Source organism: Kitasatospora sp. NPDC057500 (assembly GCF_042802195.1).
GTDB lineage: Bacteria > Actinomycetota > Actinomycetes > Streptomycetales > Streptomycetaceae > Kitasatospora.
Map to the genome: position 1 here is coordinate 26734 of NZ_JBHVER010000039.1, position 20202 is coordinate 46935.

Here is a 20202-nt window from a genome sequence, read left to right on the forward strand (position 1 = left end):
CCCCGAGGAGCTAGGAGCCACCCTTGACCATCCGCGTGATGCTGGTCGACGACCAGGAGCTGCTGCGTACCGGATTCCGGATGATCCTGCAGTCGCAGGGCGACATCGAGATCGCCGCCGAGGCCGGGGACGGTGCCCAGGCCCTGGAGAAGCTCCGGCACACCGCGGTGGACGTGATCCTGATGGACGTCCGGATGCCGCGGCTGGACGGCGTGCAGGCCACCCGGCGGATCTGCCTGGCCGAGGACGGCGCCCCGCTGCCGGACGCCCCGCACGTGCTCATCCTCACCACCTTCGACCTCGACGAGTACGCCTTCGCCGCGCTCAAGGCCGGCGCCAGCGGCTTCCTGCTCAAGGACGTGCCGCCGACCGAGCTGGTGGCCGCGATCCGCGCCGTGCACGGCGGGGACGCGGTGGTCGCGCCGACCACCACCCGCCGCATGATCGACCGGTTCGCCGAGGTGCTGCCCACCCCGCAGAGCGGCCCCGGCCGCGCGGACACCCTCGGCCCGCTCACCGAGCGCGAGCGCGAGGTGTTCCTGCTGGTCGCGCAGGGCCTGTCGAACGGGGAGATCGCGGCCCGGCTGGTGCTCTCCGAGGCCACCGTGAAGACCCACGTCGGACGGATCCTCGCCAAGCTCAGCCTGCGCGACCGGGTCCAGGCGGTGGTCCTGGCCTACGAGGCGGGCCTGATCCGCGCCGGCGCCACCGACTGAGCCCGTCCGGGGCCGCCCGGGGCGCGTTCCCGCCCCCGTAGAATGGGCCGGTACGTCCGGTACCCCCGAGTGGACCGGAACGGGACCCCTGGACGAAGGCGGGTGCGTGAGTCTGTCCGACTACGGCGATCTGGCCCCACTCGACGACCCGGCCGACCCCGGCAACCGCCCCGCGCGGCTCGCCGTCGGCGTGGTCGGCACCGGCCGGGTCGGCCCGGCCCTCGGCGCCGCCCTCCAGCTGGCCGGCCACAAGGTGGTCGCCGCCTCCGGGGTCTCCGCCGCCTCCCGGCGCCGCGCCGAGACGCTGCTGCCGGGCGTGCGGGTCGTCACCCCGCCGCAGGTGCTGGCCGCCGCCGACCTGGTGCTGCTCACCGTCCCCGACGACGCGCTGGCCGACCTGGTCGCCGGCCTCGCCGCGACCGGTGCCGTCCGCCCCGGCCAGCTGCTGGTGCACACCTCCGGCGCGCACGGCGTGGCCGTGCTGGAGCCGGCCACCCGGGCCGGCGCGCTGCCGCTCGCACTGCACCCCGCGATGACCTTCACCGGCACCTCCGTCGACCTGGCCCGGCTGGCCGGCTGCCCGTTCGGGGTGACCGCCCCCGACGAGCTGCGCCCGGTCGCCGAGGCGCTGGTGGTGGAGATGGGCGGCGAGCCCGAGTGGGTGCCCGAGGACGTCCGCCCGCGCTACCACACCGCCCTCGCGCACGGCGCCAACCACCTGGTCACGCTGGTCGCGCAGGCGATGGAGCTGCTGCGCTCGGCGGGCGTCGCCGAGCCCGGCCGGATGCTCGGCCCGCTGCTCGGCGCCGCGCTCGACAACTCGCTGCGCTCCGGCGACGCGGCCCTCACCGGCCCGGTCGCCCGGGGCGACGCCGGCACCGTGCGGCGCCACCTGGCGCAGCTCAGTACGGTGTCCCCGGACATCCCGGCCGCCTACCGGGCGATGGCCCGCGCCACCGCCCAGCGGGCCCTGGCCCACGGGACGATCGACGAGACGTCGGCGGCGGCGCTGCTGGACGTACTGAACGAGGAGAAGCAGTAATGGCACGCGGCAAGCAGCCGGGCAAGGCCCAGCGCGCCCCGAAGGTCCACCGGGCCGTCGTCACGCACACCGTCGACGACTTCGAGTCGGCGTTCTGGCCGGACGAGCAGCCGGTGGACAACGCGGTCGTGATGACGATGGGCGCCCTGCACGAGGGCCACGCCGCGCTGATCCGCGCCGCCCGCAAGCAGGTCGGCCGGGACGGCCGGGTCGCCGTCTCGGTCTTCGTCAACCCGCTGCAGTTCGGCGCCGGCGAGGACCTGGAGCGCTACCCGCGCGCCCTGGACGAGGACGTGCGGCTGGCCGAGGCCAACGGCGCCGACGTGGTCTTCGCACCGTCCGTCGACGAGGTCTACCCGAACGGCGAGCCCCAGGTGCGGCTGGCCGCGGGCCCGATGGGCGAGCGCTACGAGGGCGCCACCCGGCCCGGGCACTTCGACGGGGTGCTGACCGTGGTCGCCAAGCTGCTGCACATCACCGACCCGGACTTCGCCTTCTTCGGCGAGAAGGACGCCCAGCAGCTGGCGGTCGTCCGCCGGATGGTGGCCGACCTCGACTTCGACGTCGAGGTGGTCGGCGTGCCGACCGTCCGCGAGGAGGACGGCCTGGCGCTCTCCTCCCGCAACCGCTACCTCTCCGCGGAGGAGCGCACCCGCGCCCTCGCCCTGTCCGAGGCGCTGTTCGCCGGCCGGGACGCGGCCGCGCAGGGCCCGAAGGCCGTGCGCGAGGCCGCCTCGGCCGCGCTGGCCGCCGCCGAGGGCGTGGACCTCGACTACCTCGCCCTGATCGATCCGCACGACTTCACCGAGGCGCCGGACGACTTCCAGGGCGAGGCGGTGCTGGCCGTCGCCGCGAAGGTGGGCGCGACCCGCCTGATCGACAACGTCCGCATCATCGTCCGGTAGTACCGCCCGGTACCTCCGAAAAGCAGTCCCCCTAGGCATGCACTCACAGGAGGCGTGACCCGCAATGCTCCGCACCATGCTCAAGTCCAAGATCCACCGGGCCACCGTGACCCAGGCCGACCTGCACTACGTCGGCTCCGTCACGGTGGACGAGGACCTGCTCGACGCCGCCGACCTGCTCCCCGGCGAGCTGGTCCACATCGTCGACATCAACAACGGCGCCCGGCTGGAGACGTACACCATCCCCGGCCCGCGCGGCACCGGCGTCATCGGCATCAACGGCGCCGCCGCCCGCCTGGTCCACCCCGGCGACCTCGTCATCCTGATCGCCTACGGGCAGATGGACACCGCCGAGGCCAAGGGCTACGTCCCCAAGGTCGTCTTCGTCGACGAGCACAACCGGATCACCGGCACGGGCGGGGACCCGGCCGAGGCCGGGGAGGGCAGCGGACTGCTGCGCGGGGACGCGGCGTACCGTGGCGGCAGCGGCGCCGTCGACGCCGCCGCGCGCTAAGGAGCCACCACGTCATGTCCGCCGTCACGCACCGCCTCACCGCCCCCGCGCCGGGCTGGACCACCGACACCGACGTCGTCGTGGTCGGCTCCGGCGTGGCCGGGCTCACCGTCGCCCTGAACGTCCGCAAGGCCGGCCTGCGGGCCATGGTGGTCACCAAGGCGATGCTGGACGACGGCTCGACCCGCTGGGCCCAGGGCGGCATCGCGGCCGCCCTGGGCGAGGGCGACACCCCCGAGCAGCACCTGGCCGACACCCTGGTGGCCGGCGTCGGGCTCTGCGACGAGGACGCCGTCCGCGCGCTGGTCACCGAGGGCCCGGACGCGGTCCGCCGACTGATCGCGGTCGGCGCCGCCTTCGACCGCGGCGAGGACGGCGCGGTCCTGCTCACCCGGGAGGGCGGCCACCACCGCAACCGGATCGCGCACGCCGGCGGGGACGCCACCGGCGCCGAGATATCCCGGGCCCTGGTCGAGGCCGTCCGGCAGGACCCCGAGGTGGAGCTCATCGAGCACGCCCTGGTCCTCGACCTGCTCACCGACGCCGACGGGCACGCCGCCGGGCTGACCCTGCACGTCATGGGCGAGGGCCGGCGGGACGGCGTCGGCGCCGTCCGCGCCCGCGCGGTGGTGCTCGCCACCGGCGGCATGGGCCAGGTCTTCTCGGCCACCACCAACCCGGCGGTCTCCACCGGCGACGGCGTGGCACTCGCGCTGCGGGCCGGCGCCGAGGTCACCGACCTGGAGTTCGTCCAGTTCCACCCCACCGTGCTCTTCCTCGGCCCGGAGGCGCACGGCCAGCAGCCGCTGATCTCCGAGGCCGTCCGCGGCGAGGGCGCCCACCTGGTCGACGCGGACGGCGTCCGGTTCATGACCGGGCAGCACGAGCTGGCCGAACTGGCCCCGCGCGACATCGTCGCCAAGGCGATCACCCGCCGGATGGAGCTGCGGGGCACCGACCACATGTACCTGGACGGGCGGCACTTCGGCGCCGAGATGTGGGAGCGGCGGTTCCCGACCATCCTGGCGTCCTGCCGCGCCCACGGCATCGACCCGGTCACCGAGCCGGTCCCGATCGCCCCGGCCGCGCACTACGCCTCCGGCGGAGTGCGCACCGACGACCACGGCCGCACCTCCGTCCCCGGCCTGTACGCCTGCGGCGAGGTCGCCTGCACCGGGGTGCACGGCGCCAACCGGCTGGCCTCCAACTCGCTGCTGGAGGGCCTGGTCTTCGCCGAGCGGATCGCCGCCGACCTGGCCGGCCGGCACGCGGCCGGCGACCTGCCCGCACGCACCGTCGACGCGCGCGCCGCCCGCGACGCCCGCCCGGTGCCGCTGCCCGCGCCCGAGGCGCGGGCCGAGATCCAGCGGCTGATGTCGCGCGGGGCGGGCGTCCTGCGCTCGGCCGCGTCGATGGCCGACACCGCGCGCGGACTGGCGCTGCTCGCCGAGCACGCCCGCACCGACGCCGCCGAGCAGAAGCCGGCCGACCCCCGGGTGGAGACCTGGGAGGCCGCCAACCTGCTGCTGGTCGCCGACGCGCTGGTCACCGCCGCCGGACAGCGCGAGGAGACCCGCGGCTGCCACTGGCGCGAGGACTTCCCGGAGCGCGACGACGCGCACTGGCGCCGCCACCTGATCACCACCCTCACCGCCTCCGGCGGCCCCGTCAGCACCCCCGAGGAGCAGTAACACCATGACCGACGCGACCGACGTGACCCACCTGCACGAGCACGAGCACGAGGAGCTCCCGCTGGCCGGCGGCTGCGGCGACGGCTGCGCCTGCGGGGACGGCGAGGGCTACGAGACCGGCCTGGACCCGCAGCTCGCCGAGCTGCTGGAGGAGGCCGGCCTCGACCCGGTCGAGGTCGAGGACATCGCCACCCTGGCGCTGGCCGAGGACCTGGCCGGCGGCGAGGACGTCACCTCGGTGGCGACCGTTCCGGCCGACGCCGTCGCCACCGCCGACTTCACCGCCCGCCAGGCCGGCGTGGTGGCCGGCCTGCGGATCGCCGAGGCGGTCGTCTCGCTGGTCTGCGAGGAGGAGTTCGAGGTCGAGCGGCACGTCCAGGACGGCGACCGGGTCGAGGCCGGCCAGGTGCTGCTCTCGGTCCGCTCGCGCACCCGGGACCTGCTGACCGCCGAGCGCAGCGCGCTCAACCTGCTCTGCCACCTGTCCGGCATCGCCACCGCCACCCGCGCCTGGGCGGACGCCCTGGAGGGCACCGGCGCGGTGGTCCGCGACACCCGCAAGACCACCCCGGGCCTGCGCGCGCTGGAGAAGTTCGCGGTCCGCTGCGGCGGCGGCGCCAACCACCGGATGGCGCTGTCCGACGCGGCCCTGGTCAAGGACAACCACGTGGTCGCGGCCGGCGGCGTCGCCGAGGCGTTCCGGGCCGTCCGGGCCGCCTACCCGGAGCTGCCGGTCGAGGTCGAGGTCGACACCCTGGAGCAGATCGCGCCGGTCCTGGAGGCCGGGGCCGACCTGATCCTGCTGGACAACTTCACCGTCCCGCAGCTGGCCGAGGCGGTCGCCCTGGTGGCCGGCCGGGCCAGGCTGGAGGCCTCCGGCGGACTCACCCTGGCCACCGCGCGCGAGGTCGCCCAGACTGGTGTCGACTACCTGGCGGTGGGCGCGCTGACCCACTCCTCGCCGATCCTGGACATCGGCCTGGACCTGCGCGCCTGACCGTCCGTTCGTCCGCTCCGCCGGTTCGTCCGCTCCGCCCGTTCCGTCCGTCCGCTGGTCCTCGACGAAGAAAGCACCCCATGCTGCTCACCATCGACGTCGGCAACACCCAGACCACCCTCGGCCTGTTCGGCGGTGAGGAGGTCGTCGAGACCTGGCGGATCTCCACGGACCCGCGCCGCACGGCGGACGAACTGGCGGTGCTGCTGCACGGCCTGATGGACTCGCAGGGCTCGCGCACCGCGATCGCCGACGCGAAGGTCGAGGGCCTGGCGATCTGCTCCTCCGTCCCCTCCGTGCTCCACGAGTTCCGCGAGGTGACGCGCCGCTACTACGGCGACGTCCCCGCGGTGATCGTGGAGCCGGGGGTGAAGACGGGGGTGCACGTCCTGATGGACAACCCCAAGGAGGTCGGCGCCGACCGCATCGTCAACGCGCTGGCCGCCAACCACCTCTACGGCGGCCCGTGCATCGTGGTCGACTTCGGCACCGCCACCACCTTCGACGCGGTCAACGCCCGCGGCGACTACGTCGGCGGCGCGATCGCCCCGGGCATCGAGATCTCGGTCGAGGCGCTCGGCAACCGCGGCGCCCTGCTGCGCAAGATCGAGCTGACCCGCCCGCGCAACGTGATCGGCAAGAACACCGTCGAGGGCATGCAGTCCGGCATCCTCTACGGCTTCGCCGGACAGGTCGACGGCCTGGTCGACCGGATGGCCCGCGAGCTGTCCAAGGACCCGGACGACGTCCAGGTGATCGCCACCGGCGGCCTGGCCCCGCTCGTCCTCGGCGAGGCCGGCTCGATCGACGTCCACGAGCCCTGGCTGACCCTGATCGGCCTGCGCCTGGTCTACGAGCGCAACCGCCCGAGCTGAGCCCGCGAAGTGTGACGAGAATCACACCTTCGCGAACGAGGACATTCACCCACGGTTCCCCCACCGCGACCGTGCGCGATCACCCCCGGCGCCCCCGCCGTGCTACCGTCCGAGGACGGGGCCCCGCCACCCGCCGCTCCCCACCTAGGAGCGGCAGGACCGAGGGGGGAGACACATGCACGGAACCATCACGGCCGTCGATGACGCCCTGGCCTGCCTGCGCACGTCGGCGTCCCGGATCGACAGCCTGAGCGGCCGCCAGGAAGAGGTGCTGAACCTCCTGGCGCTGGACCTCTCCAACCAGGAGGTCGCCGACCGCCTCGGCATCACCGAACGCACCGTCAAGGCCCACGTGGCCGCCCTGATGGAGCGCCTCGGGGTCGACTCGCGGCTGCGCCTGGCCATGGTCGCGCTCTACCGCCGCATGGCCGACTGTCCTTGCGGACAATGGTCTTGATGCGAAGGAAGGCCTAAATTCGGGAGCACTCGGGGGTCCGGGTCCGCATCCGCGACCCCCGGCGCGCCATTCGGGGGGAAGTACCGAAGCTTCTCTCCTTCGTGCCCCCGTCCGATCCATGGGCGGGCCATCCGAAGGGTCCAACGTGAACGTCAAGCGCATCGCGGCCGTGGCCGCGATCCTCGCCACCGGCCTCGGCACCGCCGTCGCCACCGCCCCGGCCGCCTCGGCCGCCACGGGTAGCTGCTCCTCCTTCAACGCCTGCCTTTTCTACAACTCGTCCGGCTACGGCCTGGGCGCCCAGTTCACGCACAGCGACAACGTCTACGACTACGCCGGCTCCTATTTCAGCTCGGGCCCGTACGGCAGCAGCGGCGCCGGCACCGCGGTCAAGAACCGCGCCGCCTCCGTGGCGAACGGTGACCCGGCCTACCAGATCACCATCTGGCAGCGCAGCGGCACCAACCCGTTCGGCAACCACGAGTCGGTCAGCCCGTTCGCGTTCAAGGACCTGACCCTTCTCAAGAACGACAACGCCGCCGGCACCTGGCAGTACGTCGGCTGACGTCGCACCTCATCGCACGGTGCGGGCCCGGCCGGTCCGGGCCCGCACCGGCACCACACGCACCCAGCCATGGAGACCGCCGAACAGATGGCCACCACCGCTTCCACCCGGGCCCGATCCGGGCTGCTCACCGGGGGCGCACTGCTGCTCCTGACCACCGCCTGCAGTTCCTCCGGCACACCGGCCGCCACGTCCACGGACCAGGGGCTCAAGGTGCCGCCACCGTCGGTCTCGGCCGTCCCGACCCTCGCCAAGGCCGACGACAAGGCGCTGCCGATCGAGGCCTATCTGCTGACCCCCGAGCAGCAGCAGCAGCTGATCAGGGCCCGGGACGCGCTGACGGCCCGGTGCATGACCCGATTCGGCTTCACCTACGCCCCGGAACCGGCTCCCACCGATCCCGGAACACGGCAGAAGAACCTGACCCAGTGGCGGTACTTCGTCACGGACACGACGGAGACCGCGCAGTACGGCTACACCGCCAAGGACTTCCGGCACGGCCAGAAGCCCTCACGGGCACCGGAGCCTCCGGCCTACCTCCTCGCGCTCACCGGAAGCGCGGACGGGGCGGTCGCGGTGGCGCCGGGCCAGACCCCGAAGGGCGGCCAGGACATCAACGGCCAGCGGATCCCGCCCGGCGGCTGCATCGGCGAGGCATTGGGCAAGCTGGGCGCCAGCACCGCCAACGGCAACGGCGGGGACGCCCAACTCGCCTCCGACATCAAGAACTCCGGCTGGAACCAGTCGCTGGCCGACTCCCGGCTGCTCGCCGCCTTCACCGCCTGGTCCGGCTGCATGAAGGCCAAGGGCTACGACTACCCGACCCCGATCGCGGCCGCCGACGACCCGCAGTGGCAGACCATCGGCGCCTCCTCCGAGAAGGCCCGGCAGACCGCCACCGCCGACGCGACCTGCAAGGCCGAACACAACGTGGTGGGCATCTGGTACACGGTCGAGTCCGCCTACGAGACCACGCTGATCGAACAGAACGCCGAGGCGATGCGCGCCATCAGGCAGGACATCGACAACCGGATGAAGCTCGCCGCCCAGGCCCTCGCCTCCTGACCCGTGGCCGACCACGGGACACCGGCGCCGCCATGTCGATCACCCCTGTCGAGAACTCGCCGACAACCATGACGGATGGTCAGGCAGTCTTGCTGGTTGGACGTCGAGCAGAACGCCCGGGCGCCGAAGGAGGCCGCCGACGCCGAGAAGCGGGTGGCGCAGGAGGCGAGCAGGGCCGCGGCCGGGCGAATCGGGAGATCCGCCCGACAGTCGTGACGCAGCATCAGGCAGTCTTTATGGTCGGACAGTTGGAAGAATTTCCGGAACGAGGGTGGGTCGTGGCCGAGTTCGAGGGGTCGGACGTCACGCCGGAGGCGGCGGCGGACGACGAGGTGGGCGGCGAGGTGGGCGGCGAGCGGGGGGTCCGGCGGCGCCGGCGGGCGCTGGTGCTGGTCATGGCGGCGGCGGTGGCACTGGCCGGGGGCGGGGTCGCGGCGTCGACGATGATCAAGTCGCCCGCGCAGGCGGCGGCGGACAGCGAACCGCCGGCGCCGGACGTGCTGACGGCGGCAGTGGAGAAGCGGGTGCTGACCGACTCCGTGGTGATCCGCGGCCAGGTGAGCGCCGGGCAGTCGGTGGACGTGGCGCCGGCCGGGGGCGGCGGTGCGACGGGGGCGAAGCCGGTGGTGACCAAGCTGCCGCTCAAGGTCGGCGACCAGGTGCAGGCCGGGCAGTCGGTGCTGGAGGTGGCGGGCCGACCGGTGTTCGCGCTGCACGGCGACCTGCCGGTGTACCGGGACCTCAAGCCGGGCGCCACCGGGCAGGACGTCAAGCAGCTCCAGCAGGCCCTGAAGGAGCTGGGGTTCGGCTCGGACGGCGACGCCGAGGGCACCTACGGGACGGGCACCAAGGAGGCCGTGAAGAAGTTCTACGCCGCGCGCGGCTACGACCCGATGCCCGCCACGCCCGACGGGGACGCCCAGGTGACCGCCGCCCAGGACGCGGTCACCGGCGGCGAGCGCGCGCTGGCGGACGCCAAGGACGCGCTGAAGCAGGCGAAGAAGCAGTACGACGACGCAGTGGCGGCCGCCCGGCAGCAGGAGCTGGCCCAGCAACAGGCCCAGCAGCAACAGACGCAGCAGCAACAGGCCCAGCAGAGCGCCGCACCGACCGCCGCCCCCGCCGGCGGCCCCGCCTCCACCGCGCCGGCCCCCGCAGCGACGGCCGGCACCGGCCGGTCCGGCACCACCGGCGGCACGGGCCCGGCGGCGGCCCCGGCCGGGGAGAGCCCGGTGGACGCCGCCCGCACCGCCGCCGAGACCGCCCAGAAGCAGGTGACCCGGGCCACCGAGGACCTCGCCAAGCTGCGGAAGAAGGTGACGGACGCCAAGACCTCCAGCGGCCCGATGGTCCCGGCCGCCGAGCTGCTGTTCCTCTCCGGCTTCCCGGCCCGGGTCGACGCGGTGGCCGGCCGGATCGGCGGCGAGGTCTCCGGCAAGGTGCTGACCGTCTCGGCCGGGGCGCTGGTGGTCAAGGGCGGTCTGAGCATCTCCGACAAGGGCCTGGTGCACCCCGGGCAGACGGTGGAGATCCTCTCCGAGGTGACCGGCGTCAAGGCCGCCGGCAAGGTCGGCGCGGTGGCCGACACCCCGGGCGACGGCCAGCCGGCCGGAGCCGCGCCGGGTGCCGGCCAGGGCGGCGGCCAGAACCAGGCCCCCGCCCAGGGCGCCGCCGCGAACGGCTACCCGATGGTGGTCCAGCCGGACGCCCCGCTGGACCCGCGGCTGGCCGGCCAGGACGTCCGGCTGACCGTGCAGGCCGCCTCCTCGGCCGGCCCGGTGCTGGTCGTCCCGCTGTCGGCGGTCTCCGCGACGGCGGACGGCAGGACGGTGGTGACGGTGTACGAGAACGGGCAGCGCCGCCGGGTGGAGGTCACCCCGGGAACGGTCGGCGGCGGCAGCGCCGAGGTCCGGCCGCTGGGCGAGGGCACGCTCAAGGAGGGCGACCAGGTGATCGTCGGCGTCAAGGACGCCACCGGGGCGGGCGCCAAGTGAGCGAAGCGCCCGACACCACCGGCGCGACCGGCCCGGCCACCCCCGTCATCGAGTTCCGCCAGGTCGGCCTGACCTACCCGGGCCCGCCGCCGGTGGCCGCCCTCAAGCCGTGCGACCTGGCGGTCGCCCCCGGCGAGTACGTGACCGTGATCGGGCCGTCCGGCTCCGGGAAGTCCACCTTCCTGAACATCGCCGGCCTGCTGGACGCCCCCACCACCGGCCACTACCTGCTGGACGGGATCGACACCGGCACGCTCCCGGACGCCGACCGCACCGCGCTGCGCGGGCGCCGGATCGGCTTCGTCTTCCAGTCCTTCCACCTCCTCCCGCACCGCTCGGCGGCCGAGAACGTCGCCCTGGCGATGCTCTACACGGCCACCCGGGGCCGGCGCGCCGCGGCCGAGCGGCGCGAGCTGGCCCGCGCGGCACTGGTCCGGGTGGGCCTCGGCCACCGGCTGGACGCGCTGCCGACCCGGCTGTCCGGCGGCGAGCGGCAGCGGGTGGCGATCGCCCGGGCCCTGGTCGGCCGGCCGTCGCTGCTGCTCTGCGACGAGCCGACCGGCAACCTGGACACCGTCACCGCCGAGTCGATCCTGGCCCTGCTGGACGAACTGCACGCCCAGGGCCTGACGGTGCTGCTGATCACCCACGACCCGCAGGTGGCCGCCCGCGGCCGGCGGACGGTGGCGATCCGGGACGGCCTGCTGCGCGAGGAGGTGGCCGCGGCGTGAGGCCGACCCGCCGCGACCGGGTGGTCGAGCCCTCCCGGTTCCCGCTGCGCGACCTGCTCGCCGAGGCGCTGGCCGGCGTGCTCCAGCGGCCCGCCCGCTCGGCGCTGACCGGTCTGGGCACCGTCCTCGGGGTGGGCACCTTCGTGGCCATCCTGGGGCTGACCGCGACCACCTCCTCGCAGATCGACTCCCGGTTCAACGTGCTGAGCGCGACCGAGGTGAGTGTCGAGGACATCGGCGGCACCCGCCCGGAGCTGGTGCCGCTCGCCTTCCCGGCCGACGCCGACGCCCGGATCGAGCGGCTGAACGGGGTCGAGGCGGCCGGCGTCTACTGGCCGGTGGACCAGGCCTCCGGGACGGTCCGGGCCGCGCCGGTGGGCCGGCAGGGCGGCGGCGAGCAGGTCTCGGTGGTGGCCGCCTCCGCCGGGGTGCTCGCGGCCGCCGAGCCGCACCTGGTGCAGGGCCGCACCTTCGACCGCTGGCACGACTCCACCGGCCGGCAGGTGGCGGTGATCGGCGCGGCGCTGGCGTCCCGGCTGGGCATCACCACGCTGGACACCCAGCCGGCGATCTTCCTGGCCGACAAGCCGTTCACGGTGATCGGGATCCTCGACGACGTGAAGCGCAAGCCGGACCTGCTGCTCTCGGTGACGGTGCCGCGCGGGGCCGCCGCCCGGCTCTGGGGCGAGCCGAACCGCGACCGGGCCAAGATGATCATCTCGACCAGGATCGGCGCCGCCCAGCAGATCGCCGCCGAGGCCCCGCTCGCCCTGGACCCGGCGCACCCGGAGTACTTCAAGCCCGTCCCGCCGCCGGACCCGCGCACCCTGCGCTCCAACGTCACCTCCGACCTCAACCAGCTGTTCCTGCTGCTGGCCGGCATCTGCCTGGTGATCGGCGCGGTCGGCATCGCCAACACGACCCTGGTCGCCGTCCTGGAGCGGACCGGCGAGATCGGCCTGCGCCGGGCGCTGGGCGCCCGCGGCCGCCACATCACCGGCCAGTTCCTCTCCGAATCGGCCTCGCTGGGGCTGATCGGCGGCCTGGTCGGCACCTCGCTGGGGGTGCTGACGGTGCTCGGCGTGGCGCTGGCCCGGGAGTGGACGCCGGTGGTCGACCCGGCGACGGTGGCCGCCGCACCGGTGATCGGCCTGCTCACCGGGCTGCTGGCCGGGGTCTACCCGGCCTGGCGGGCGGCCCGGATCCAGCCCGCGGAGGCCCTGCGGCGCTGACCCCGGCACCGACCCCTGCCGTCCTGCGGGCGGGCCCCGGCGGCCCGCCCGCAGGACGTTCCCGGGGCAAACGTGGGGCGTCGGCGCGACGTTACCGACAAATCGGATATTCCTCACGTAGTGTCAGCCCATGCCTACGCCACACGGATCGCGCGGCGGCATGGCCTTCAGCGCCGACGAAGTCCGCGTGCTGCGCCGCGCCCTCGCCCAAGCCCTGCACCCCGCCGTCCCCGTCCACCTCCAGCTCCCCGGCCTGCCGCCGCACGCCGACGGCGCCGCGCTGTGGGCCGAGGACGTCCAGGACGCGCTGCGCCTGACCGAGGCAATCGACGAGGCCGTCCAGGAGGGCGGCCGGCTGCGCGCCTTCCTCCTCGCCGACCTCGCCCGCTACCGGGCCGCCCTGCCCGGCAGCGCCGGCGGCTACCTGGAACGGCTGGAGGAGGCGGTGGCCGACGGCTACCTCCCCGGACCCGAGGACCTCACCGCGCTGCGCGGACTGAGCCGCCAGCCCTGCGGCCAGGGCGAGCGCTCCCGCCGTTCCCGGCTGGCCGGGCGCTGCCACGCGCTGGCCGAGGCCGCCGTCCGCGAGCGGCTCGCCCTCACCACCGGCCAGCGCCACCTCGTCGCCGTACCGAGCCCCGCCGCACCCCCGAGCAGCACCTCCCCCGCCTTTACCGGCCCCATCCCTGTTGGCCCCCCTGTTGGAGGACGGATCCCGATGAGCAGCACCGAGCCCCCCGTCGAGCAGTCCGCCGACCCGCGCGCGCCGCAGGGCCGCAAGCCCGTCCGGCCGCACCGGATGCCCACCCCCGCCGAGCTGTTCGGCCGCCGCCCCAAGCCGCCGGCCGGCCCGCCCGCGCCGCCCGCGCCCGAGGACGTGGAGCTGGCCACCGGAACCGGCTGAGCCCGCCCGCCACCGCCCCCCGGGGAGGCCGCGCCGGATCCGTCCGCCGCGGCCTCCCCGGTTCCGCTTCCGGCGGCCCCGCCGCACCGCCCGGCACGGCAATCCCGTGGCGGAGCACCGGCCGCGGCTGGCTACCCTGGTGGGGTGAGCGATCAGAGCCCTATCCCCGCGACCGACGACCTTCCCGAGCAGATGCGCGTCCGGCGCGAGAAGCTGGACCGGCTCCGGGCCGCCGGCGTCGACCCCTACCCGGTCGGCTTCCCCAGGACCAGCACCATCGCCGACCTCCGGGCCAAGCACCCGGACCTCGCCCCGGACACCGCGACCGGCGAGCGGACCGGCATCACCGGCCGGGTGATCCTCTCCCGCACCGGCGGCAAGCTGTGCTTCGCCACCCTGCGCGACGGCTCCGGCGACCTCCAGGTGATGCTCTCCCTGGACAAGCTGGGCGAGGAGCGGCTGGCGGCCTGGAAGTCCGACATCGACCTCGGCGACCAGGTCGGCGTCGAGGGCGAGGTGATCACCTCCCGGCGCGGCGAGCTGTCGGTGATGGTGGACCGCTGGGAGCTCACCTCCAAGTGCCTGCGCCCGCTGCCTGACAAGCACAAGGGCCTGACCGACCCGGAGGCCCGGGTCCGCCAGCGGTACGTCGACCTGATCGTCAACCCCGAGGCCCGCGAGATCCTCCACCTGCGCTCCAGGGTGGTCCGCTCGATCCGCCGCACCTACGAGGAGCGCGGCTACATCGAGGTCGAGACCCCGATGCTGCAGCCGGTGCACGGCGGAGCCAACGCACGGCCGTTCAAGACGCACATCAACGCCTACGACATCGACCTCTACATGCGGATCGCCCCCGAGCTGTACCTCAAGCGGCTGGTGGTCGGCGGCGCGGAGAAGGTCTTCGAGATCAACCGCAACTTCCGCAACGAGGGCGCGGACTCCACCCACAACCCGGAGTTCACCTCGCTGGAGTCCTACGAGGCCTACGGCGACTACGACACCCAGGCCGAGCTGATCCGGGCCACCATCGTCAACGCCGCCCGGGACGCGCTGGGCACCACGGTGATCAAGGGCCTGGACCCGCACGGCGTCGAGCACGAGATCGACCTGGCCGAGCCCTGGGACGAGGTCGCCGTCTACCCGGGCATCTCCGCCCGCCTGGGCGTCGAGGTCACCCCGGAGACCTCCGTCGAGGAGCTGCGCAAGCTGGCCGCCGAGCACGGCATCCCCTTCGAGAAGGAGTGGGGCCACGGCCAGATCGTGCTGGAGATGGTGGAGCGCCTGCTGGAGGAGAACGCCGTCCGGCCGACCTTCATCAAGGACTACCCGACCGAGGTCTCCCCGCTGACCCGCCGGCACCGCTCGGTCCCGGGCGTGGCCGAGAAGTGGGACCTGGTGATCTTCGGCACCGAGATCGGCACCGCCTACTCCGAGCTGGTCGACCCGGTCGAGCAGCGCGCCCGCCTCACCGCGCAGTCCCTGCTCGCGGCCGGCGGCGACGTCGAGGCGATGCAGGTCGACGAGGACTTCCTGCGGGCCCTGGAGTACGCGATGCCGCCCACCGGCGGCCTCGGCCTCGGGGTGGACCGCCTGATCATGCTGCTCACCGGCAAGAACATCCGGGAGACCGTGCTCTTCCCGCTGGTGAAGCCGGAGCCCAAGGCGTCCGCCGGTGCGGCGGAGAAGACCGAGGAGGAGTGACCTGATGGACTACGTCAGCGCGATCGTCCCGCCGCTGGTCATGGCGATCGGCTTCGGCTTCCTGGTGCGGGCCATCATCCGCAGCCAGGGCGGGGCCCAGAAGGCCAAGGAGGATCTGGTCGACTGACCCCGTCAGCCGCCCGTGAACACCGTGCGCCGCCATTCCCGGATTCCGGGGGTGGCGGCGCGCCGGTTTGGCGGCACTTCACAAGATTTGCCCCATTCACTCCCTATCCTGGCCGCACTATGGTCCGGCAACTCGGCGAACTTGAGAACGCCATCATGACCCGGGTGTGGCAGTGGAACCGACCGGTCACGGTTCGCGAGGTTCTCCTGGATCTGCGGTCGGAACGCGATATCGCCTACACCACGGTGATGACCGTCCTGGACAAGCTGCACAGAAAGGGCTGGCTCCGCCGGGAGCGCGCGGGGCGGGCCTATCGATATGAACCGGTCTCCTCCCGCGAGGCGTACACCGCGGCGCTGATGAACGACGCGTGGGCCACCAGCGACAATCCCGCGGCGGCCCTGGTGCACTTCTTCGGCCTGATGTCGCCGGAGCAACGGGAGGCGCTGCGGGACGCCTTGCGGGTGGCCGCTCCGCCCCCGTCCGATCCGGACGCCCCGGATTCCCCGGAGAGCGGACCGGATACCGGGGAGACCCGCTCGGGGCCGGCACGATAACGTCCCGGCATGGAGGTCACCATCCGCCGGGCGCGGACCACGGACGTACGGGCCGTGCGCGGGCTCATCGACGCCTACGCGCGCGACGGGATTCTGCTCGACAAGCCCACCGTCACACTGTTCGAATCGGTGCAGGAGTTCTGGGTCGCGGAACGCGACGACGACGGGACGGTGGTCGCCTGCGGCGCGCTGCACGTCATCTGGGAGGACCTCGCCGAGGTCCGCACCCTCGCCGTCGACCGGTCCTGCCGGGGCCACGGGGTCGGACACCTGCTGCTGGAGAAGCTGCTGCAGACCGCCCGCTGGCTCGGCGTCCGTCGGATTTTCTGCTTGACGTTCGAGGTCGCCTTCTTCGCGAAACACGGTTTCGTGGAGATCGGCGAGCTCCAGGAAACCGATGATGGTACGACAGACCCGGCGGCGATCGCTACGGATGTCTATGAAGAACTTCTCCGCTCGTACGATGAAGGTGTCGCCGAGTTCCTCGACCTGGAGCGGGTGAAGCCCAACACACTGGGCAACTCGCGCATGCTGCTGCACCTGTGAGCCGCCCCCGGACCGGCCAGGGGTTTGTGTTTTCCGGGAAAAGGCGCTTTCCTTTCCTTAGGCAATGGGTCGTTTAGCGGAAAGGGAAGCCCGTGGCACAGAGGGTGCAGGTCATTCTTGAAGACGATCTCGACGGCGGGTCGGCGGACGAGACGGTCACGTTCGCGCTCGACGGCGTTGCCTACGAGATCGACCTGAAGAGCGCCAACGCGGACAAGCTCCGCGGTCTGCTGGCGCCGTACGTGGAGAAGGGGCGCAAGCAGAGCGGCCGCCTCGCCGGCACCCGCCGCGCCGGCCGCGGCTCCGCCCCGCGTCCGTCCGGCAGCGTCCCGGACACCGCCAAGATCCGCGCGTGGGCCAAGGAGCAGGGCCTGGAGGTCAACGACCGCGGCCGCGTTCCCAGCAACGTGCGCGAGGCCTACGAGAAGGCCAACGCGTCCTGAAGCGGGCGACGCCCGGCCGTCCGGACGGGTGCGGGGTCCCGGGCGGCGCTTGAGGCGTCCGCGACACGCGCGCGGGGCGCGGAGGGGTCCCCTCCGCGCCCCGCGGCGCACACCGTCACGGCCTGTGCAACGCTGTAAGGGCGAAGCGGCGACGCGGACGCACCGGAACGGCGCACCGGCCCCGCCGCGGCTGATCCACCGTCAGCGGCGGCCCGACTTCTCGCCAGGCGAACACCGCCACCGCGGAAACTGCGCGAGAACCACCCCGATACCGGGTATGAATGCAGAGGGACGGGGTCCGTGACTCCGCCCGGGGCAGGACGCGTGACCGGTCGGACACCCGCCGGCAGCGTCGCGGCGGAGGTTGTTCGCCGATGGCGTAGCGGTATCCGGTGCATCCGGCCCGCGGGCGGGAACACCGTCTTCCAGCATCGGGTTGGGATTGGTGTCGGCTGGTCGCGCAGCATCTCGCTCCCCTTCGAGGGAGTGAATCCGTGGGCCGCGCCGCTGAGCGGGACTAGCATGCGGAAGGACAGGGCGGGGACGGACCCCGAACTGCCCGACCGCTCTGAGGAGCGATAAACGATGTTCGAGAGGTTCACCGACCGCGCGCGGCGGGTTGTCGTCCTGGCTCAGGAAGAAGCCCGGATGCTCAACCACAACTACATCGGCACCGAGCACATCCTCCTGGGTCTGATCCACGAGGGTGAGGGTGTCGCCGCTAAGGCCCTGGAGAGCCTCGGGATTTCTCTTGAGGCCGTTCGCCAGCAGGTCGAGGAGATCATCGGCCAGGGCCAGCAGGCCCCGTCCGGTCACATCCCCTTCACCCCCCGGGCGAAGAAGGTCCTGGAGCTGTCGCTCCGGGAGGCCCTGCAGCTCGGCCACAACTACATCGGCACCGAGCACATCCTGCTCGGCCTGATCCGCGAGGGCGAGGGCGTCGCCGCCCAGGTCCTGGTGAAGCTGGGCGCCGACCTCAACCGGGTCCGCCAGCAGGTCATCCAGCTGCTCTCCGGCTACCAGACCCCGGGCGGCAAGGAGTCGGCCACGGCCGGCGGGCCCGCCGAGGGCACCCCATCGACCTCGCTGGTCCTCGACCAGTTCGGCCGCAACCTCACCCAGGCCGCCCGCGAGGCCAAGCTCGACCCGGTCATCGGGCGCGAGAAGGAGATCGAGCGGGTCATGCAGGTGCTGTCCCGCCGCACCAAGAACAACCCGGTGCTGATCGGTGAGCCCGGCGTCGGCAAGACCGCCGTCGTCGAGGGCCTGGCCCAGGCGATCGTCAAGGGCGAGGTCCCGGAGACGCTCAAGGACAAGCAGCTCTACACGCTGGACCTGGGCGCCCTGGTGGCCGGCTCCCGCTACCGCGGTGACTTCGAGGAGCGCCTGAAGAAGGTCCTCAAGGAGATCCGCACCCGCGGCGACATCATCCTGTTCATCGACGAGCTGCACACCCTGGTCGGCGCGGGCGCCGCCGAGGGCGCCATCGACGCGGCCTCGATCCTCAAGCCGATGCTGGCCCGCGGCGAGCTGCAGACCATCGGTGCCACCACGCTCGACGAGTACCGCAAGCACCTGGAGAAGGACGCCGCGCTGGAGCGCCGCTTCCAGCCGATCCAGGTCGCCGAGCCGTCGCTGCCGCACACCATCGAGATCCTCAAGGGCCTGCGCGACCGCTACGAGGCCCACCACCGGGTCTCCATCACGGACGCCGCCCTGGTCGCCGCCGCCACCCTGGCCGACCGGTACATCTCGGACCGCTTCCTGCCGGACAAGGCCATCGACCTGATCGACGAGGCCGGCTCCCGGATGCGCATCCGCCGGATGACCGCGCCGCCGGACCTGCGCGAGTTCGACGAGAAGATCGCCGACGTGCGCCGCGAGAAGGAGAGCGCGATCGACGCGCAGGACTTCGAGAAGGCCGCGTCCCTGCGCGACGACGAGAAGCAGCTCCTCCAGGCCAAGGCCAAGCGCGAGAAGGAGTGGAAGGCCGGCGACATGGACGTCGTCGCGGAGGTGGACGAGGAGCTCATCGCCGAGGTCCTGGCCACCGCCACCGGCATCCCGGTCTTCAAGCTGACCGAGGAGGAGACCTCCCGGCTGCTGCGCATGGAGGACGAGCTGCACAAGCGCGTCATCGGCCAGAAGGACGCCATCAAGGCGCTCTCCCAGGCCATCCGGCGCACCCGTGCGGGCCTCAAGGACCCGAAGCGCCCCGGCGGCTCGTTCATCTTCGCCGGCCCGTCCGGCGTCGGTAAGACCGAGCTGTCCAAGACGCTCGCCGAGTTCCTCTTCGGCGACGAGGACGCGCTGATCGCCCTCGACATGTCGGAGTTCTCGGAGAAGCACACCGTCTCCCGGCTCTTCGGCTCGCCCCCCGGCTACGTCGGCTACGAGGAGGGCGGCCAGCTCACCGAGAAGGTGCGCCGCAAGCCGTTCTCCGTCGTCCTCTTCGACGAGGTCGAGAAGGCCCACCCGGACATCTTCAACTCGCTGCTGCAGATCCTGGAGGACGGCCGACTGACCGACTCCCAGGGCCGCGTGGTCGACTTCAAGAACACCGTCATCATCATGACGACCAACCTCGGCACCCGGGACATCTCCAAGGGCTTCAACCTGGGCTTCGCGGCCCAGGGCGACACCCAGACCGGCTACGAGCGGATGAAGGCGAAGGTCGGCGAGGAGCTCAAGCAGCACTTCCGCCCCGAGTTCCTGAACCGCGTCGACGACATCGTCGTCTTCCACCAGCTGTCCGAGGACGACATCATCCAGATCGTCGACCTCATGATCGACAAGGTGGACGAGCGGCTCAAGGACAAGGACATGGGCCTGGAGCTCAGCGTCGAGGCCAAGAAGCTGCTGGCCAAGCGCGGCTACGACCCGATCCTGGGCGCCCGGCCGCTGCGCCGGACCATCCAGCGCGACATCGAGGACCACCTCTCCGAGAAGATCCTCTTCGGCGAGCTGCGGGCCGGCCACATCGTGGTCGTCGGTGTCGAGGGCGAGGGCAAGGACGCGAAGTTCACCTTCCGCGGCGAGGAGAAGTCCGCGGTCGCGGACACTCCGGCCGCCGTCGCCTCGCCGGGTCCGGACCTGACGAAGTAGCAACATTTAACAGATAACAGCAAACGGTTTGGGCC

20 protein-coding genes are annotated in these 20202 nt (G+C 72.9%); all 20 read left to right on the forward strand.

Translation table 11 applies throughout. The features are described from left to right. Positions 1-23: 23 nt before the first annotated feature. Positions 24-716 (forward strand): response regulator, encoded by a 693-nt coding sequence (locus tag ACFU74_RS11755; RefSeq protein ID WP_380755299.1) that lies wholly within the window; start codon positions 24-26, stop codon positions 714-716. Between the two features lie 106 nt (positions 717-822). Continuing rightward, on the forward strand, positions 823-1758 hold the full coding sequence (locus ACFU74_RS11760) for a Rossmann-like and DUF2520 domain-containing protein (RefSeq protein WP_380755301.1): 936 nt from the start codon (positions 823-825) through the stop codon (positions 1756-1758). Beyond that, entirely contained in the window at positions 1758-2663 is a 906-nt protein-coding gene (panC, locus tag ACFU74_RS11765) for a pantoate--beta-alanine ligase (RefSeq protein WP_380755303.1), read from the forward strand. Before ACFU74_RS11760 ends, panC begins: the two co-directional genes overlap by 1 nt. 64 nt (positions 2664-2727) lie before the next feature. Next, positions 2728-3177 carry an aspartate 1-decarboxylase gene (gene panD, locus ACFU74_RS11770; protein WP_380755305.1) on the forward strand — a complete coding sequence of 150 codons (450 nt, stop codon included), beginning with the start codon at positions 2728-2730 and terminating at the stop codon, positions 3175-3177. A gap of 14 nt (positions 3178-3191) precedes the next feature. Further along, the gene (locus ACFU74_RS11775) at positions 3192-4868 is read left to right on the forward strand and encodes an L-aspartate oxidase (protein WP_380755307.1); all 1677 of its coding nucleotides are present in this window, start codon (positions 3192-3194) and stop codon (positions 4866-4868) included. A 4-nt stretch (positions 4869-4872) separates the two neighbouring features. Next, positions 4873-5865 carry a carboxylating nicotinate-nucleotide diphosphorylase gene (gene nadC, locus ACFU74_RS11780; protein ID WP_380755309.1) on the forward strand — a complete coding sequence of 331 codons (993 nt, stop codon included), beginning with the start codon at positions 4873-4875 and terminating at the stop codon, positions 5863-5865. An 80-nt stretch (positions 5866-5945) separates the two neighbouring features. Then, positions 5946-6740 (forward strand): type III pantothenate kinase, encoded by a 795-nt coding sequence (locus ACFU74_RS11785; protein ID WP_380755311.1) that lies wholly within the window; start codon positions 5946-5948, stop codon positions 6738-6740. A gap of 175 nt (positions 6741-6915) precedes the next feature. Continuing rightward, on the forward strand, positions 6916-7197 hold the full coding sequence (locus tag ACFU74_RS11790; RefSeq protein ID WP_380755313.1) for a LuxR C-terminal-related transcriptional regulator: 282 nt from the start codon (positions 6916-6918) through the stop codon (positions 7195-7197). 145 nt (positions 7198-7342) lie between these two features. Further along, positions 7343-7762: a peptidase inhibitor family I36 protein gene (locus tag ACFU74_RS11795; protein ID WP_380755315.1), complete on the forward strand. Its 420-nt coding sequence runs from the start codon at positions 7343-7345 to the stop codon at positions 7760-7762. 69 nt (positions 7763-7831) lie between these two features. After that, complete coding sequence (locus tag ACFU74_RS11800; protein ID WP_380755317.1) at positions 7832-8827, forward strand: hypothetical protein; 996 nt, start codon at positions 7832-7834, stop codon at positions 8825-8827. Positions 8828-9105: 278 nt separating this feature from the next. Next, positions 9106-10821: a peptidoglycan-binding protein gene (locus ACFU74_RS11805; RefSeq protein WP_380755319.1), complete on the forward strand. Its 1716-nt coding sequence runs from the start codon at positions 9106-9108 to the stop codon at positions 10819-10821. Next, positions 10818-11552 (forward strand): ABC transporter ATP-binding protein, encoded by a 735-nt coding sequence (locus ACFU74_RS11810; RefSeq protein ID WP_380755321.1) that lies wholly within the window; start codon positions 10818-10820, stop codon positions 11550-11552. Before ACFU74_RS11805 ends, ACFU74_RS11810 begins: the two co-directional genes overlap by 4 nt. Beyond that, the gene (locus ACFU74_RS11815; protein ID WP_380755323.1) at positions 11549-12784 is read left to right on the forward strand and encodes an ABC transporter permease; all 1236 of its coding nucleotides are present in this window, start codon (positions 11549-11551) and stop codon (positions 12782-12784) included. Before ACFU74_RS11810 ends, ACFU74_RS11815 begins: the two co-directional genes overlap by 4 nt. A 130-nt stretch (positions 12785-12914) precedes the next feature. After that, positions 12915-13688, forward strand: coding sequence for a hypothetical protein (locus ACFU74_RS11820; RefSeq protein ID WP_380755324.1), 774 nt, complete (start codon positions 12915-12917; stop codon positions 13686-13688). A 144-nt stretch (positions 13689-13832) separates the two neighbouring features. After that, positions 13833-15389 (forward strand): bifunctional lysylphosphatidylglycerol synthetase/lysine--tRNA ligase LysX, encoded by a 1557-nt coding sequence (lysX, locus tag ACFU74_RS11825; RefSeq protein ID WP_380755325.1) that lies wholly within the window; start codon positions 13833-13835, stop codon positions 15387-15389. A gap of 4 nt (positions 15390-15393) precedes the next feature. Further along, positions 15394-15516, forward strand: a complete 123-nt coding sequence (locus tag ACFU74_RS11830) for a hypothetical protein (RefSeq protein WP_256463529.1) — start codon at positions 15394-15396, stop codon at positions 15514-15516. A gap of 119 nt (positions 15517-15635) precedes the next feature. After that, the gene (locus tag ACFU74_RS11835) at positions 15636-16073 is read left to right on the forward strand and encodes a BlaI/MecI/CopY family transcriptional regulator (RefSeq protein ID WP_380755327.1); all 438 of its coding nucleotides are present in this window, start codon (positions 15636-15638) and stop codon (positions 16071-16073) included. Between the two features lie 9 nt (positions 16074-16082). Beyond that, a complete protein-coding gene (locus ACFU74_RS11840; protein WP_380755328.1) occupies positions 16083-16619 on the forward strand; it encodes an amino-acid N-acetyltransferase in 537 nt (178 codons plus the stop codon). A 92-nt stretch (positions 16620-16711) separates the two neighbouring features. Beyond that, complete coding sequence (locus tag ACFU74_RS11845) at positions 16712-17062, forward strand: Lsr2 family protein (RefSeq protein ID WP_344339286.1); 351 nt, start codon at positions 16712-16714, stop codon at positions 17060-17062. 585 nt (positions 17063-17647) lie between these two features. Beyond that, positions 17648-20167, forward strand: coding sequence for an ATP-dependent Clp protease ATP-binding subunit (locus ACFU74_RS11850; RefSeq protein WP_380755331.1), 2520 nt, complete (start codon positions 17648-17650; stop codon positions 20165-20167). Positions 20168-20202: the final 35 nt, after the last annotated feature.

Bases quoted from the DNA above. Each gene is read 5' to 3' on its own strand.
- panC (WP_380755303.1), top strand. From the start codon at position 1,758: ATGGCACGCGGCAAGCAGCCGGGCAAGGCCCAGCGCGCCCCGAAGGTC.
- panD (WP_380755305.1), top strand. From the start codon at position 2,728: ATGCTCCGCACCATGCTCAAGTCCAAGATCCACCGGGCCACCGTGACC.
- nadC (WP_380755309.1), top strand. From the start codon at position 4,873: ATGACCGACGCGACCGACGTGACCCACCTGCACGAGCACGAGCACGAG.
- ACFU74_RS11850 (WP_380755331.1), top strand. From the start codon at position 17,648: ATGTTCGAGAGGTTCACCGACCGCGCGCGGCGGGTTGTCGTCCTGGCT.
- ACFU74_RS11800 (WP_380755317.1), top strand. From the start codon at position 7,832: ATGGAGACCGCCGAACAGATGGCCACCACCGCTTCCACCCGGGCCCGA.
- ACFU74_RS11835 (WP_380755327.1), top strand. From the start codon at position 15,636: ATGGTCCGGCAACTCGGCGAACTTGAGAACGCCATCATGACCCGGGTG.
- ACFU74_RS11820 (WP_380755324.1), top strand. From the start codon at position 12,915: ATGCCTACGCCACACGGATCGCGCGGCGGCATGGCCTTCAGCGCCGAC.
- ACFU74_RS11830 (WP_256463529.1), top strand. From the start codon at position 15,394: ATGGACTACGTCAGCGCGATCGTCCCGCCGCTGGTCATGGCGATCGGC.
- ACFU74_RS11775 (WP_380755307.1), top strand. From the start codon at position 3,192: ATGTCCGCCGTCACGCACCGCCTCACCGCCCCCGCGCCGGGCTGGACC.
- ACFU74_RS11790 (WP_380755313.1), top strand. From the start codon at position 6,916: ATGCACGGAACCATCACGGCCGTCGATGACGCCCTGGCCTGCCTGCGC.
- ACFU74_RS11840 (WP_380755328.1), top strand. From the start codon at position 16,083: ATGGAGGTCACCATCCGCCGGGCGCGGACCACGGACGTACGGGCCGTG.
- ACFU74_RS11785 (WP_380755311.1), top strand. From the start codon at position 5,946: ATGCTGCTCACCATCGACGTCGGCAACACCCAGACCACCCTCGGCCTG.